We start from the raw sequence: 14,677 nt of genomic DNA, 5'->3' as shown, positions 1-14,677 counted from the left end.
CAGGACGCAATTTGGCTGCAAGTCGCCCCCTGCCCCCAGAAACGCAGGCGGGGCGGCTCCAAGGGGCGGAGCGCCTGCGGGCATTCCGTCGCTGAGCAACGGGACCGGAGTACGAACATGGAAAATCACGCGGGCAAAACCACCTACCCCAGGCTATATGTGCTCGATACCAACGTCCTGATCCACGACCCCAATGCCCTGTTGAACTTCCAGGAGCATCAGGTGGCCATCCCGATGACCGTGCTCGAGGAGCTCGATCATCTGAAGACCAGCAAGCACAGCGTGGCGGCCGAGAGTCGCCAGGCCATCCGCCTGATCGACCAGCTGCTCGGCGAGGCCACCCCGGCCCAGGTCGAGCAGGGCGTGCCGATCCAGCGCGGCAAGGGTGCGCCCCGCGGCAGTCTGTCGATCCTCATGAGCCGTCTGGACACCACCGTCAGCGGCCTGCCCGAGCACCTCAACGACAACAAGATCATCAATCAACTGGTCGAGTTGCAGGGCCGCCGTCCGGACGTCGAGGTGGTGCTGGTCAGCAAGGACATCAACATGCGCCTGAAGGCGCGCGCCTGCGGCGTGGCCGCCGAGGACTACCACACCGACCAGCTGGTCGACGACGTGGCCCTGCTGTCGCGCGGCTACCACACCGTGCCCGGCTCGTTCTGGCAGAAGGTCGGCAAGGTCGACACCCGCCAGGAGATCGGCCGCACCCTGCACCGCGTGCAGCTCAGCGACGCGCTGCCCAACGTGCACGTCAACGAGTTCATCGTCGACGAGCAGGGCTTTGTCGGCTGGGTCAAGGAAGTGCACAAGAGCCACCTGCTGCTGCTCGACCTGCACCAGGAACCGCTGCTCCACCAGGAGGCCTGGGGCCTCAAGCCGCGCGACATCTACCAGGCGCTGGCGCTGTATGCGCTGCTCGACCCGGACATCTATCTGGTCAACCTCACCGGCGCGGCCGGCTCGGGCAAGACCATTCTCGCCCTGGCCGCGGCCATCGAGCAGACCATGGTCAGCAAGCGCTACCGGCGCATCATCGCCACCCGCAGCGTGCAGGGGCTGGACGAGGACATCGGCTTCCTGCCCGGCACCGAGGCGGAGAAGATGGAACCCTGGCTGGGCGCCATCACCGACAACCTCGAGGCGCTGCACATGGACGACGAGAGCACCCACGGCAGCGTCGACTACATCCTCCAGCGCGTGCCGTTGCAGTTCAAGTCGCTCAACTACATCCGCGGGCGCAGCTTCCAGCAGAGTCTGCTGCTCATCGACGAGTGCCAGAACCTCACCCCGCACCAGATGAAGACCATCATCACCCGCGCCGGCAACGGCTCCAAGGTGGTCTGCCTGGGCAACCTGGCGCAGATCGATACCCCCTACCTGTCGGCCCCCAGCTCGGGCCTGACCTACCTGACCGAACGCTTCAAGGACTTCCCCCACGGCGTGCACATCACCCTCCAGGGGGTGCCGCGCTCGCTGCTGGCCGAGTACGCCGAGGCGCATCTGTAAGGACCGGCCGGAAGCCGCCAGGGACGACGGCTTCCGGCACTCGGTCAACCCTGCGGGGCAATCGCCCCCCTCGCAGGAGCCAGCCGACTCCTGCGGGCGCTGCTCCGGCGGCCTGTCGTGGACGTAGAATGGCGCTCCGTTTTCCTTGCGGAGTCCTGCCGTGGCCGCCTCGTCCTCCCCTATCCGTGCTCCGCGCCGCCACTGGCGCCGTGTGCTGGCCGCGCTGGCGGGCGTGCTGCTGCTCGGTATCGCCGCGCTCGCCGCCTACCTGCACGGCAAGCAGCCGCAGCGCGCCGGCGAGCTGCATCTGGCCGGCCTCGCCGCGCCGGTCGAGGTGCGCTTCGACGCCCAGGGCGTGCCGCACATCCGCGCCGAGAACGAGGCCGACCTGTACCGCGCGCTGGGCTACCTGCACGCCCAGGAGCGCCTGTTCCAGATGGAGATGCTGCGTCGCCTGGCGCGCGGCGAGTTGGCCGAGATCCTCGGCGCCGGTCTGGTCGACACCGATCGGCTGTTCCGCACCCTGCGCCTGCGCGAGCGGGCGAGCGCGCAGGTGGCCCAGGCCGACCACGCCAGCCCGGCCTGGCACGCGCTCGAGGCCTACCTCGACGGCATCAACCAGTACCAGGCCAGCCGGCCGCTGCCGCTGGAGTTCGACCTGCTCGGCATCCGCCCACGGCCGTTCAGCGCCGAGGACAGCTTCAGCGTGATCGGCTACATGGCCTACAGCTTCGCCGCCGCGCTGCGCACCGAGCCGGTGCTGACCCATATCCGCGACCAACTGGGTGCCGACTACCTGGCGGTGTTCGGCCGCGGTGCACCGCCGTCGCCAGCGAGCCCGGCGCTGGCCGCTGCCGACTGGCGTGGCCTGCACGCCCTCGCCCGGCTCGGCGACGAGGCCCCGGGGCGCGGCGGCCTCAGCCAGTTCGAAGGCAGCAACGCCTGGGCGATCGCCGGCGCGCATACTGCCAGCGGCAAGCCGCTGTTGGCCGGCGATCCGCACATCCGCTTCAGCGTGCCGCAGGTGTGGTACAGCGCCCATCTGTCGGCGCCGGGCTTCGAGCTGTACGGCCAGCACCACGCGCTGATCCCCTTCGCCCTGCTCGGCCACAACCGCGACTTCGGCTGGTCGCTGACCATGTTCCAGAACGACGACCTCGACCTGATCGCCGAGCGGGTCAACCCGGCGAATGCCGAGCAGGTCTGGCACGACGGCCGCTGGGTGGATCTGGAAAGCCGCACGGAACGGATCGCGGTGAAGGATGCCGCGCCGGTCGAGCTGACCCTGCGCCGCGCGCCGCACGGCCCGCTGGTCAACGACGCGCTCGGCGCGCTGGCCGGACCCACGCCGATCGCCCTGCGCTGGCTGTACCTGGAGGCCGCCAACCCGATCCTCGATGCCTTCTACCGTCTCAACCGCGCCGACAGCCTGGCCAAGGGCCGCGCGGCGGCGGCCGGCATCGAGGCGCCGGGGCTGAACATCGTCTGGGCCTCGGCCAGGGGCGACATCGCCTGGTGGGCGGCGGGACGCCTGCTCGAGCGTCCGGCCGGCGCCGATCCGGGCTTCGTGCTCGACGGCGCCAGCGCCGAGGCGGCGGCGCCGCGACTGCTGCCGTTTTCCGCCAATCCGCGCGAGGAAAACCCGCCGCGCGGCTACGTGCTGTCGGCCAACCAGCGCCCGGCCGGCGATGCGGTGCCCGGCTACTACAACCCGGTGGACCGGTACCGACGCCTGCGCGAGCGTCTCGACGCCGCCGGCGTACGCTGGGACGTGGACAACAGCCAGGCGCTGCAACTGGAGGCGGGCAACGGCTTTCCGCAGCGCATTCTCGCCCCGCTGATGGACGAGCTGCGCGCCGCGGCGGGTGCGGACGAGCAGGCGCTGCTCGGCGAACTGGCCGCCTGGGACGGCGAGCACCGACTCGGTTCGCGCGCCGCGGTGCTGTTCAACCAGCTGCTCTACCAACTGGCCCGCGAGGCGATGGCCGACGAGCTGGGCGAGCCCTTCTTCAAGGCGCTGCTCGCCACCCGCGCGGTCAGCGACGCGCTGCCGCGGCTGGCCGCCGATGCCGGCGCGCCCTGGTGGGACGACCGCGCCACGCCGGCGCGGGAAAGCCGCGCGGCGATAGTCGCGCGTGCCTGGCGGGCCAGCCTGGTCCATCTGCGCGCCACCCTGGGTGCCGATCCGGCCGGCTGGCGCTGGGGCGCGGTGCACACCCTGACCTTCGAGCACCCGCTGGGCCGCGTCGCGCCGCTGGACAAGCTGTTCAACGTCGGCGCCTTCGCCGCCCCCGGCACCCACGAGGCACCCAACAACCTGGCCCAGCAGTTCGGCCCGGCGCCCTGGCCGGTCGGCTACGGTCCCTCGGTACGCCGCCTGATCGACTTCGCTGCGCCGCAGCGGGCGCTGGCCAGCAGCCCGCTGGGGCAGAGCGGGGTGCCGTTCGACGGCCACTACGCCGACCAGGCCGAGGCCTACTTGGCCGGCGCCTATCGGCCGATGGCGCTGGACGAGGCCGAGATCGCCGCGCAGACGCGTGGTGTGCTGTGGCTGCGCCCCTAGGGGCGCGAACTCAGAGCCTGCTCACGATCTGCTACGCGTCGGCCAAGCGGCGTTGAAACGTAGCGAAGCGGAGTAACAGCCGCAGGCTGGCCCGCAGGGCGAGCGGAGCGAGTCAATCGGTTTCGGACAGTGGCTTGCCACTGAACGCCCGAAGGGGCGAGCGGAGCGAGTCATGCTCATTTACCGTTCGTAAACTCCGCTTCCTCAACCGATTTCCGCGGGGCCGCCTAGGCCTTGCCTGGCTCTAGCTCGCGAGATCGTGAACAGGCTCTCAGGGCTTGGGCAGGTATACCGCCAGCACGTCGCAGGTGGCGCCGTGCAGCAGGTCGTTCGAGGTCGAGCCCCGCAGCAGGGCCATGCCGTGGCGGCCGTGGCTGCCGGTGACGATCAGGTCGCAGCCGCGCTCGTGGGCCACGCGGTGCACTTCCTGGGCGACGTGGCCGAACAGCACGTGGCAGTCTTCCGCGGCCAGTTGCGGATGCCGGCTGCGGAATTCCGCCACTTTCTGGCTGGCCTTGTCGAGCTGCGCCTGGTGCATGGCCTTCATCTGCACCTCGTCGCCCACCACGTTGGTGAAGACCAGGGTGGAAACCGGCTCGAGCACGTGCACCAGGGACAGCCTGGCCGCGCCGGCGGTCAGGGCCGCGGCGCGCTCGATCACCTTGTGGCAGTCGTCGGTCAGGTCGACCGCGATCAGCAGATGCTGGTAGAGCATGGCAGGTCCTCCTCGGCAGCAGTCAGCCAGAACAGTATGGCCGTGCCACGGAAAATCACGCGCCGGCCCGCGGACGATTAGCCGGCCCGGCGACGGCAGGCGATAATGGCCGCCCATCCCCGAGGAAACCCGCGCCCGTGATATTCGAAATCAAGCCGATGGATGCCGAGCAGTACCGCCGGCAGACGCGGCGCAGCACCCTGACCATCATCCTGACCTTCGTGCCGCTGGCCCTGCTGCTGTCCGGCCTGCTGGTGCTGCTGTTCGGCAGCCCCGGCGGCGACAACTTCCGCTGGAACCTGGGCGGGGTGATCGGCGGGCTGCTGCTCACCGTGCTGCTGGTGCGCCGCCTGTACTGGACGCAGCCGTGGATGGCCGCGGCGGTCTACGGCTGGCAGCTCAAGCGCAGCCTGATGAGCGTCACCAACGTCATGCACCAGGTTCAGGCCGGCGTCGCCGCCAACGACCCGACCGCCATCAAGCTGCTGCGCTTCTACCACCTGGGGCTTGCGCAGATGCACCAGCTGGACGGCAACTCCAGCGGCCTCAGCCAGATGGTGCACGAGATCGACGAGCATCAGGCGCGCATGCAGGCGCTGGGCATCGATACCGAGCAGAACCGCCTCGATCCGGCCTGGCTCGCCGCGCTCAAGCGCCCCGGCCGCTGAGCGCCGCGCGGGTCAGGATGCTTGGCCCAGGCGCCGCCAGGCCGCCTGCGCCTGCCAGGTGTCCAGCCAGGCGGGCAACTGCCCGGCCGGCATCGGCCGGGCGATGCCGTAACCCTGCACCAACTGGCAGCCCAGACTTTGCAGGGCCTGGCCGTGCTCGAGGGTTTCCACCCCCTCGGCGATCACCCGGCGGTTGAAGGCGGCGGCCAGGCGGATCACGCCATCGACGATGGCGCGGTCGTCGGGGTCGACCAGCATGTCGCGCACGAAGCTCTGGTCGATCTTCAGGGTGTCGATCGGCAGCTGACGCAGGTAGGTCAGCGATGAGTAGCCGGTGCCGAAGTCGTCGAGGGCGAAGCGGATGCCCAGACGCCCGCAGGCGCGCAGCACCTCGATGGCCCGCGGCATGTCGGTGAGCGCCGCCGTCTCGAGGATCTCCAGCTCGAGCAGCTCGCGCGGGATGTCGGGGTAGCAGTTCAGCAGGCTTTCCAGGCGCTCGACGAAGTCGGCGTGCATCAGCTGGTGGGCGCTGATGTTGACGCTGACATCGAGCGTCAGGCCCTCCTTCAGCCACTGGTCGAGCTGGGCCAGCGCGTTGTCGAGGACCCACTCGCCGAGCGCCCGCTCCAGCGGCTCGACGCTCTGGAAGTAGGGCAGGAACTCGCCCGGGGCGATCAGCCCGCGCCCCGGGTCCTGCCAGCGCACCAGCGCCTCGACGCCGAGCACCCGGCCGTCGCTCAGGTCGACCTTGGGCTGGTAGTGGAGGACGAACTCGCCGCGTTCGAGGGCGATGCGCAGTTGCTCCAGGTGCAGGCGGTGCCCCTGCGCCTTGCGATGGCTTTCCGGGTCGAACAGGTGGTAGCAGTTCCTGCCGGCTTCCTTGGCCAGGAACATGGCCTGGTCGGCATGCCGCAGCAGGGTGTCGCCGTCGACGTTGTCGTCGGGATACAGGCTGACGCCGACGCTCGCCGAGGTGTGCAGGGTGGCGCCGGCGACCTGCAGCGGCGCGTTGATCGCCGCCAGTACCCGGTTGAGGATGTTCGCGCAATCTTCCGGCGAGTCGATGTCGGCGAGCAGCAGGGCGAACTCGTCGCCGCCCAGGCGGGCCAGGGTGTCCTCCGCGCGCAGCACCTGCTTGAGGCCGCTGGCCACCGCCTGCAGCAGCGCGTCGCCGGCATCGTGGCCGTGCCGCTCGTTGATCTGCCGGAAGCCGTCGAGGTCGAGCAGGCACACCGCCAGCGACTTGCCGGAGCGCGCCGAGCGGGCGATGGCCTGTTCCAGGCGGTCGGCGAGCAGGCGGCGGTTGGGGGTGCCGGTCAGCGGGTCGTAGTGGGCCACCCGGTCCAGCTCGGCCTGGTGGTTCTTCAGCGGGGTGATGTCGGAGAACAGGCCGACATACTGCTGCACGGCGCCGCTGGCGTCGCGCACGGCGGACAGCGAGAGCAGCTGGGCATAGCGTTCGCCGCCCTTGCGCCGGCTCCACACCTCGCCGCTCCAGAAGCCCTGCGCCTGCAGCGCCACCCAGGGCGCGGCGTCGGCCGTCGTGGCGAAGCCCTCGGCGTCCAGCCACAGCGGCGGCTTGCCGAGCGCCTCGTCGGCACCATAGCCGGTGATGCGCACGAACGCCGGGTTGACCCGCACGATGCGCCGCGCGGTGTCGAGCACCATGATGCCCTCGTAGCTGGACTCGAACACCGCCGTCGCCTCCTGCTGGGCCAGCTCGATGCGCTTGCGCGCGGTGATGTCGCGGGCGATGGCGAACAGCCCGCTGACCTCGCCGGTTTCGTCGAGCAGCGGGCCGCGGCTGACGGAGAACACCAGCTGGCGGCCCTGGGCGGTCACCAGGTGCTCGTCGTGACTCATCGCCTGCCCGCTGTGCAGCACCTCCTGGTCGTGGCGGGCGATGGTCACCGCGGGCGCCGCGGCGAACAGCTGCGCGTCGGTCTTGCCGAGCACCTCGTCGAGCGGCCGGCCGACGAAGTCCGCGGCGGCCTGGTTGGCGAGCAGATAGCGGCCGTGGCGGTCCTTGACGACGATGGCGTCGGCGGCCGCCGCCACCAGCGAGTCGAGCAGGCGGCGGTGGAAGCCCAGTCCCTCGCGGGCGCGCTTGAGCAGCTCGATGATCACGCAGAGGGTGGCGCCGGTCAGCACGAAGAAGAACAGCTGGAGGCGGTCGATCTGTGCGTCGACCAGCAGGCTGCCGAGCGGCGGCAGCGCCAGCCAGGCGGCGCCCAGCGAGGCGAGCAGGGTCGCCAGCAGGCCGGGCAGCAGGCCGCCGATCAGGGCGCTGAGGGCAACGGGCAGAACCAGCAGGATCAGCAGGCGGTGGCCGTCGTTCGCCATGGCGAGGCTCTGCTGCAGGCCGAGGGCGACCAGGGTGATGGTCAACGTGAACAGCCAGACCAGCCAGCCGTTGCGGCGCGGCGAGATCGCCCGCACCGACAGGCGCTCGAGCAACGAATCGGCGGCCTCGGCGCGCGTGCCCGGCACGGCGCGCAGGGCGACGTAGAGCAGCGCCGAGGTGCTCAGCACGAACAGCCCGCCCTTCCAGCTCGAGGCGCGCAGGATGGAATCCTTGTCGGCGAACAGGCCGAGCAGATGGTCCGAGAGCAGGATCCAGCCGAGGCCGAACAGGAAATAGGCGAGCGTCACGAGGCGGATGAAGGTCGGCCGCGACAGGAGAACCATCGGAGTTCCTCTCCATCTTTTTGCCGCGATGGTGCCACAGCCGTCGCGCCCCTCCAATCGTCCGCCGGGCGGAAACGCCGCAGCGGCAAGCCGCCGCGCCGGTGCCGGCGGCCCGCCGCCCGGTTCCCGGCCTACTGCAGGCGCACCGCCAGCTTGGCCACGTGCTCGCCCTGGAAGCGCGCCAGGGCCAGCTCCTTGGCGCTCGGCTGGCGCGAGCCGTCGGCGCCGGCGATGGTCGCCGCGCCGTACGGCGAGCCGGCGCGCAGCTCGCTGATGTCGGTCAGCTCCGGCGCGCTGTAGGGCAGGCCGACGATGACCATGCCCTGGTGCGCGAGGGTGTGCCAGAACGAGGTGATGGTGGTTTCCCCGCCGCCGCCGGTGCCGGTGGAGGTGAACACGCTGGCCAGCTTGCCGATCAGCGCGCCCTTCACCCACAGGCCGCCGGTCTGGTCGAGGAAGTTGCGCATCTGCGCGGCCATGTTGCCGAAGCGGGTCGGCGTGCCGAACAGGATGGCGTCGTAGTCGGCCAGCTCCTGCGGATTGGCCACCTCGGCGGCCTGGTCGAGCTTGGCGCCGGCCTTGCGCGCGATCTCCTCGGGCATGGTTTCCGGCACCCGCTTGAGGGTCACCTCGACCCCCGCCACGCTGGCGGCGCCGGCTGCCACCGCCTCGGCCATCTGCTCGATATGGCCGTACATCGAGTAATACAGCACCAGAACCTTTTTCATCGGCATGACTCCAGAGGATGGCTGTGTCCGTTCAGCCTAGCCGCACGGGTGACCTTGGCCAGTGCCGGCCGCTATCATCCGTCGCCTGTTCGCAAAGGGGGTTCGACATGCTCAACGGCCTGTGGCTGGGGTTCTTCATCATCGCGGCCGTCGCCGCAGGCGCGCGCTGGCTGGTCGGCGACGACGCCGGGGTGTTCGCCGCCATGGTCGAGAGCCTGTTCGCGATGGCCAAGCTGTCGGTCGAGGTGATGATCGTGCTGTTCGGCACCCTGACCCTGTGGCTGGGCTTTTTGCGCATCGCCGAGCGCGCCGGCCTGGTCGAGCGCCTCGCCGTGCTGCTGGGACCGCTGTTCCGCCGGCTGATGCCGGAGGTGCCGTCCGGCCATCCGGCGCTCGGGTTGATCACCCTCAACTTCACCGCCAACGCCTTGGGCCTGGACAACGCGGCCACCCCCATCGGCCTCAAGGCGATGCGCGCGCTGCAGGATCTCAACCCCAGCCAGACCACGGCGAGCAACGCGCAGATCCTCTTTTTGGTGCTCAACGCCTCGTCGCTGACCCTGCTGCCGGTGTCGATCTTCATGTACCGGGTGCAGCAGGGCGCCGAAGACCCGACCCTGGTGTTCCTGCCGATCCTCCTGGCCACCAGCGCCTCGACCCTGGTCGGCCTGCTGTCGGTCGCCTTCATGCAGCGCCTGCGCCTGCACGATCCGGTGGTGCTGGCCTGGCTGGGCACCGGGGCGCTGGCGCTCGGCGCCTTCATGGCCTTCCTCGCCGGGCTCTCCGCCACCGCCCTGGCGGTGCTGTCCTCGCTGCTCGGCAACCTCACCCTGTTCGGCCTGATCCTCGCCTTCCTGCTGTTCGGCGCGCTGCGCCGCGTGCCGGTGTACGAGGCGTTCGTCGAGGGGGCGAAGGAGGGCTTCGAGGTGGCCAGGAACCTGTTGCCCTACCTGGTCGCCATGCTCTGCGCGGTGGGCGTGCTGCGCGCCTCCGGGGCGCTGGAGTTCGGCCTCGACGGCATCCGCGCGCTGGTCGAGTGGGCCGGCTGGGACACCCGTTTCGTCGACGCGCTGCCCACCGCGCTGGTCAAGCCGTTCTCCGGCAGCGCCGCGCGCGCCATGCTGATCGAGACCATGCAGAGCCATGGCGTCGACAGCTTCCCGGCACTGGTCGCCGCCACCGTGCAGGGCAGCACCGAGACCACCTTCTACGTGCTGGCCGTGTACTTCGGCGCGGTCGGCATCCAGCGCGCCCGCCACGCCGTGGGCTGCGCGCTGCTCGCCGACCTCGCCGGGGTGCTGGCGTCGATCGCGGTGTGCTACTGGTTCTTCGGTTGAGGGCGCGACGGCCGGCGGCTTGGCAGGGCACGCGCATGAATGACTGCCGCGCTGGCTGGTTCCACTGTAGGGGCGAATTCATTCGCCTTGCTCGGCCATTTGGGCGAATAAATTCGCCCCTACGGGCCGGGAAATCGGCTTCATGCGATTGCCCCGGGCGACTTGGCACCTGCCGGCCTGCGTGCTAGAGATGGCCGTCACGTTCGCCGGAGTTCGCCGCCCATGACGCCCCCTGCCACCCCCGCGCCGCCCCTCGCCGAGCTGGACAGCCTGAGCCGGCGCGCCGAGCAGTTGCGTCAGGCGGCGCAGTGGCGGCTGAGCACCCGCGATCCCGCGCAGGCCTCCAGCGGCCTGCACGAGAGCTACAGCCCGCACCGCCTGCATCTGCACGGCGATCCCGCGGCCTTCGACATGCGCCTGGCGCGCCAGCCGCTGGGCAGCCTGGAGCTGAGCTGCCTGTCGTTCGGCACCGAGGTCGAGTTGGAGCAGGCCTGGACCACCGACTTCGTACTGGTGACCACCCAGCTGTGTGGCCACTCGCGGATTCGCACCCGCGCCGACGAGGTGCAGGGCGCCGCCGGGTTGATCGTCGTCGACTCGCCGGAGGCGCCGGTCACCAAGCGCTTCAGCCCGGACAGCTGGCGCCTCAACCTGCGCATCGACCGGCCGGCCATCGAGCGCCTGTTCGAGCGTCTGTACGAGCGCCCCCTGCACGGGCCGATGCACTTCCACCCCGCCATCGCGCAGGCCAGCGCCCTGCACGAGCGCTGGCTGGCGCTGCTGCGCCTGGTGACCAGCCAACTGGGCACGCCCTCGGCGCCGGCCCTGCTCGGCCCGCTGGAAGAGATGGCGATGCTCCTCCTGCTCACCGAGCAGCCGCACAATCACGCGGACCTGGCGCAGGCCGCACCGCCCTTGCCGGCGCCCCGCCACGTGCGCCGGGCCGAGGAGTACATGCGCGCCCATCTCGGCGAGGCGCTGACCCTCGCCGCCATCGCGGAGGCCAGCGGCACCAGCATCCGCAGCCTCACCGCGGGTTTCCGCCAGTTCCGCCAGACCACGCCGATGCGCTGGCTGCACGAGCAGCGCCTGCAGGCGGTGCGTCGTCACCTGCAGCGGGCCGCCGCCCACGAGAGCGTCTCCAGCATCGCGCTGCAGGGCGGCTTCGCCCATCTCGGCCGCTTCGCCGGCGACTACCTGCGCCGCTTCGGCGAGGCGCCTTCGGCCACTCTGCGCCGCGGCTGAGCGATTTCCACCCGATCCGGACAGTCCTTGCCGGATGCGGATAGGCCCGTCTGCGGCCATCGGCCAAGCTGTGCCTGCCTGACCGCCACGCCTTGCGTGGCGCCTACAAGAACAAAAAATTGCGAGGTTCCCCCCATGAAGCCCGTGCTTTCGCGCCTGGCCGTGTCCCTGCTGCTGGCCTGCGGCGCCGGTTCCGCCCTGGCCGCACCGATCACCCTCAAGGTCGCGCACTTCCTGCCGGTCAACTCCAACGCCCAGCAGAAGGTCATCCAGCCCTGGTGCGACGAGCTGCAGCAGGCCTCGGCCGGCCGCCTGGTCTGCCAGATCTATCCGTCCATGCAGCTGGGCGGCACCCCGGCCAAGCTGGCCGACCAGGTCCGCCAGGGCACCGCCGACGTGGTGTGGACGGCGCCGGGCTACTCCGCCGGGCGCTTCCCGAAGACCGAGGCCCTGGAGCTGCCGGGCGTGCTGCCGCAGGGCGGCCTGGCCGCCGGCCGGGTGATCTGGAGCTTCTACCAGCAGCACCTGACCGACGAATACGCCCCCTACAAGGTGCTGGCCATGCACGCCGACGGCGGCATGAACCTGCACACCGCCAGCCGTCCGCTGCGCACCTCGGCCGACCTCGTGGGCCTGCGCCTGCGCGCGCCCAACCGCAGCATTTCGCGCACCCTCGAGGCGCTCGGCGCGGTGCCGGTCGCCATGCCTCCGGCGATGGTCACCGAGGCCCTGTCCAAGGGCGTGGTGGACGGCGCCTCGGCGGTGTGGGAGGTGGTGACGCCGACCAAGATGGACGAGATCACCCGCCATCACCTCGAGTCGCCGGCCGACCAGCCGGTGCTCGGCGCCACCGTACTGGCGATGCTGATGAACAAGCGCACCTACGAGCGCCTGCCGGACGACCTGCGCGCCATCGTCGACCAGCACAGCGGCTTGCCACTGGTCGAGCGCTTCGGCCGGGTGTGGGACGAGGCCGGCGAAGCAACGCGCGCCAAGGTCATCGCCGCCGGCCACGAGGTCAACCAGCTGGCCGCCGACGACTACCGGCAGATGCTCGAGCGCCTGCGCCCGGCCGAGCAGCAGTGGATCGCCGAAGCGAAGGACAAGGGTTTCGACGGCCAGGCGCTGCTGGACGCCGCGCGGGCCCAGACGGCGCAAGCCGCGCGTTGAACGCGCGACAGGCCCATTCAGGAGAGGAGAGGAACATGAGCAACAACTACTACGAGCGTCCGCAGCGCTTCAGCGAAGAGGAATGGCAGGCCCGCGTCAGGCTGGCGGCGGCCTACCGGATCTTCGACCATCTCGGCTGGTCCGAGTCGATCTACAACCACATTTCCCTGCGCGTGCCGGGCCCGGACAAGCACTTCCTGACCAACCCCTTCGGCCTGCACTACTCCGAGGTGTGCGCCTCGAACCTGGTCAAGGTCGACGTACAGGGCAACGTGATCGGCCATTCCGACTGGCCGATCAACCCGGCCGGCTTCACCTTCCACGGCGTGATCCACGACCGCCTGCCCGACGCGCACTGCGTGATGCACGTGCACACCACGCCGACCATGGGCGTCTGCTGCCTCGACGAGGGCCTGGAGTTCAGCAACTTCTACGCGGCGCAGCTGTTCGGCAAGATCGCCTACCACGAGTTCGAGGGCATCACCGTGCACGCCGACGAGGGCGAGCGCATCCTCGACAGCGCCCAGGGCAAGCCGGTGCTGCTGCTGCGCAACCACGGCCCGGTGATCATCGGCGCGACCCTGGCGCAGGCCTTCTCGCTGATCTGGCTGGTGCAGCGCGCCTGCGAGGTGCAGCTGGCGACCCGCTCGATGGGCGCGGGGCGGCTGATCCCGGAGCAGGTACTGCGCAAGTGCGTGGCCGACTCGCTGAACTTCGATCCCAAGTATGGCGCCGGCGAGGACGCCTTCTGCGCCTTCACCCGGCTGGTCGACCGCATCGACCCCAGCTACCGCCACTGAGTAGCGGCGGCGCCGCGGGGCTTGGCGAGAGGGCTCTTGTCGAGCGCCTGCGGACGATCCTATAAGGCTTCCTCGACCGTACAGGAGAATCGAACATGAAGGTCTGCATCGTCGGCGCCGGCGCCATCGGCGGTTTCCTCGGCAGCAAGCTCGCCGCCGCTGGCGCCCGCGTCAGCGTCCTGGCCCGCGGCGCCAAGCTGGAGGCCCTGCGTAGCCACGGCTGGCGTCTGCAAACCAGCGAGAGCGTGCTGCAGGTGCCGGTCACCGCGGCCGACAATGCCGAGGCGCTCGGCGTGCAGGACTTGGTCATCATCGCGGTCAAGGGCCAGGCGCTGGCCGAACTGGCGCCGCGCCTGGCGCCGTTGATCGGCGCGGATACGCTGGTGCTGCCGGCCATGAACGGCGTGCCCTGGTGGTTCTGCCAGGGACTGCCGGCCTTCGCCGAGGCGCCGCTGGCCAGCGTCGATCCGAGCGGCGCCATCGGCCGCACCATTCCGCTGCAACAGGTCGTCGGCTGCGTGGTGCACGCCAGCTGCACCAGCCCGGAGCCCGGCCTGGTGCGCCATGTGATGGGCAACGGGCTGATCGTCGGCGAGCCGGCGGGCGGTGCGTCCGCGCGCGTGCAGCGGCTGGCCGAGTGGCTCGAAAAGGCCGGCTTCGCGGTCACCGTCAGCGCCGATATCCGCTACGACATCTGGTACAAGCTGTGGGGCAACCTGACCATGAATCCGGTCTCGGCCATCACCGGCGCGACCATCGACCGCCTGCTCGAGGACGAGCTGGTGCGCGAGTTCTGCTCGGCCGCCATGCGCGAGGCCGCCGCCATCGGCCGGCTGGTCGGCTGCGACGTCACCCAGAGCCCCGACGAGCGCCACGCGGTGACCCGCAAGCTGGGCGCCTTCAAGACCTCGATGCTGCAGGACGCCGAGGCCGGACGCGCCATCGAGCTGGACGGCATCGTCGGCGCGGTGCGGGAAATCGGTCAGCGCCTGGGCGTCGCCACCCCGAGCATCGACGCGCTGCTCGGCCTGACCCGGCTGTTCGCGCGGGTCCACGGCCTGTATCCGGAGGCTGCGCAGCAGGGTTGATGGCGTAGGGTGGAAAACCCGCGTAGCGGTTTTCCACCGATATCCCCGCAGGCGTCCGGGCGGTGGACAATCGCTGTGCGAGTTGTCCACCCTGCGGTTTGTCAGCCCACAAACACGAAGCCCCCGCAATGCGAGGGCTTCGTCGTTCAGCAGTAGTAGGGTGGAAAAC

At 70.3% G+C, this 14,677-nt stretch carries 11 protein-coding genes; 8 read left to right on the top strand and 3 right to left on the bottom strand.

All coding sequences use genetic code 11. The annotated features are described in order from the left end of the window. The first annotated feature begins 117 nt into the window (after positions 1 to 117). A complete protein-coding gene (locus tag LMJ29_RS10990) occupies positions 118 to 1,506 on the top strand; it encodes a PhoH family protein (RefSeq protein WP_229605559.1) in 1,389 nt (462 codons plus the stop codon). A gap of 160 nt (positions 1,507 to 1,666) precedes the next feature. Then, positions 1,667 to 4,069, top strand: coding sequence for a penicillin acylase family protein (locus LMJ29_RS10985; RefSeq protein ID WP_377655913.1), 2,403 nt, complete (start codon positions 1,667 to 1,669; stop codon positions 4,067 to 4,069). 271 nt (positions 4,070 to 4,340) lie between these two features. Here the strand turns inward: LMJ29_RS10985 and LMJ29_RS10980 are convergent, their stop codons facing one another. Continuing rightward, positions 4,341 to 4,784: a universal stress protein gene (locus LMJ29_RS10980; protein ID WP_229605558.1), complete on the bottom strand. Its 444-nt coding sequence runs from the start codon at positions 4,782 to 4,784 to the stop codon at positions 4,341 to 4,343. A 140-nt stretch (positions 4,785 to 4,924) separates the two neighbouring features. Between LMJ29_RS10980 and LMJ29_RS10975 the strand changes: the two genes are divergently transcribed. Beyond that, positions 4,925 to 5,452, top strand: coding sequence for a DUF3087 family protein (locus LMJ29_RS10975; protein WP_229605730.1), 528 nt, complete (start codon positions 4,925 to 4,927; stop codon positions 5,450 to 5,452). Positions 5,453 to 5,464: 12 nt separating this feature from the next. On the opposite strand, the gene LMJ29_RS10970 is transcribed toward LMJ29_RS10975, so the two are convergent. Continuing rightward, the gene (locus LMJ29_RS10970) at positions 5,465 to 8,140 is read right to left on the bottom strand and encodes a putative bifunctional diguanylate cyclase/phosphodiesterase (protein WP_229605557.1); all 2,676 of its coding nucleotides are present in this window, start codon (positions 8,138 to 8,140) and stop codon (positions 5,465 to 5,467) included. 131 nt (positions 8,141 to 8,271) lie between these two features. Continuing rightward, positions 8,272 to 8,868, bottom strand: coding sequence for an NAD(P)H:quinone oxidoreductase (gene wrbA / locus LMJ29_RS10965; protein ID WP_229605556.1), 597 nt, complete (start codon positions 8,866 to 8,868; stop codon positions 8,272 to 8,274). A gap of 107 nt (positions 8,869 to 8,975) precedes the next feature. On the opposite strand from wrbA, the gene LMJ29_RS10960 reads away from it, so the two are divergent. The 5 genes from LMJ29_RS10960 (at position 8,976) to LMJ29_RS10940 (ending at position 14,508) form a co-directional block, all read left to right on the top strand. Continuing rightward, positions 8,976 to 10,205 carry a nucleoside recognition domain-containing protein gene (locus LMJ29_RS10960; RefSeq protein WP_229605555.1) on the top strand — a complete coding sequence of 410 codons (1,230 nt, stop codon included), beginning with the start codon at positions 8,976 to 8,978 and terminating at the stop codon, positions 10,203 to 10,205. 222 nt (positions 10,206 to 10,427) lie between these two features. Beyond that, on the top strand, positions 10,428 to 11,450 hold the full coding sequence (locus LMJ29_RS10955) for an AraC family transcriptional regulator (protein ID WP_229605554.1): 1,023 nt from the start codon (positions 10,428 to 10,430) through the stop codon (positions 11,448 to 11,450). Between the two features lie 135 nt (positions 11,451 to 11,585). After that, complete coding sequence (locus tag LMJ29_RS10950; RefSeq protein WP_229605553.1) at positions 11,586 to 12,620, top strand: TRAP transporter substrate-binding protein; 1,035 nt, start codon at positions 11,586 to 11,588, stop codon at positions 12,618 to 12,620. A 35-nt stretch (positions 12,621 to 12,655) separates the two neighbouring features. Next, the gene (locus LMJ29_RS10945; RefSeq protein WP_229605552.1) at positions 12,656 to 13,420 is read left to right on the top strand and encodes a class II aldolase/adducin family protein; all 765 of its coding nucleotides are present in this window, start codon (positions 12,656 to 12,658) and stop codon (positions 13,418 to 13,420) included. A 95-nt stretch (positions 13,421 to 13,515) separates the two neighbouring features. Further along, entirely contained in the window at positions 13,516 to 14,508 is a 993-nt protein-coding gene (locus LMJ29_RS10940) for a 2-dehydropantoate 2-reductase (protein ID WP_229605551.1), read from the top strand. Positions 14,509 to 14,677 lie beyond the last annotated feature (169 nt).

The sequence above is a fragment of the Pseudomonas oryzagri genome (genome assembly GCF_020831405.1).
GTDB lineage: Bacteria > Pseudomonadota > Gammaproteobacteria > Pseudomonadales > Pseudomonadaceae > Geopseudomonas > Geopseudomonas oryzagri.
The sequence above is the reverse complement of the archived record's forward strand: the minus strand, read 5'-3'. Positions and strand labels throughout refer to the sequence as shown.

Bases quoted from the DNA above. Each gene is read 5' to 3' on its own strand.
- LMJ29_RS10955 (WP_229605554.1), top strand. From the start codon at position 10,428: ATGACGCCCCCTGCCACCCCCGCGCCGCCCCTCGCCGAGCTGGACAGC.
- LMJ29_RS10970 (WP_229605557.1), bottom strand. From the start codon at position 8,140: ATGGTTCTCCTGTCGCGGCCGACCTTCATCCGCCTCGTGACGCTCGCC.
- LMJ29_RS10950 (WP_229605553.1), top strand. From the start codon at position 11,586: ATGAAGCCCGTGCTTTCGCGCCTGGCCGTGTCCCTGCTGCTGGCCTGC.
- LMJ29_RS10940 (WP_229605551.1), top strand. From the start codon at position 13,516: ATGAAGGTCTGCATCGTCGGCGCCGGCGCCATCGGCGGTTTCCTCGGC.
- LMJ29_RS10960 (WP_229605555.1), top strand. From the start codon at position 8,976: ATGCTCAACGGCCTGTGGCTGGGGTTCTTCATCATCGCGGCCGTCGCC.
- LMJ29_RS10990 (WP_229605559.1), top strand. From the start codon at position 118: ATGGAAAATCACGCGGGCAAAACCACCTACCCCAGGCTATATGTGCTC.
- wrbA (WP_229605556.1), bottom strand. From the start codon at position 8,868: ATGAAAAAGGTTCTGGTGCTGTATTACTCGATGTACGGCCATATCGAG.
- LMJ29_RS10980 (WP_229605558.1), bottom strand. From the start codon at position 4,784: ATGCTCTACCAGCATCTGCTGATCGCGGTCGACCTGACCGACGACTGC.
- LMJ29_RS10945 (WP_229605552.1), top strand. From the start codon at position 12,656: ATGAGCAACAACTACTACGAGCGTCCGCAGCGCTTCAGCGAAGAGGAA.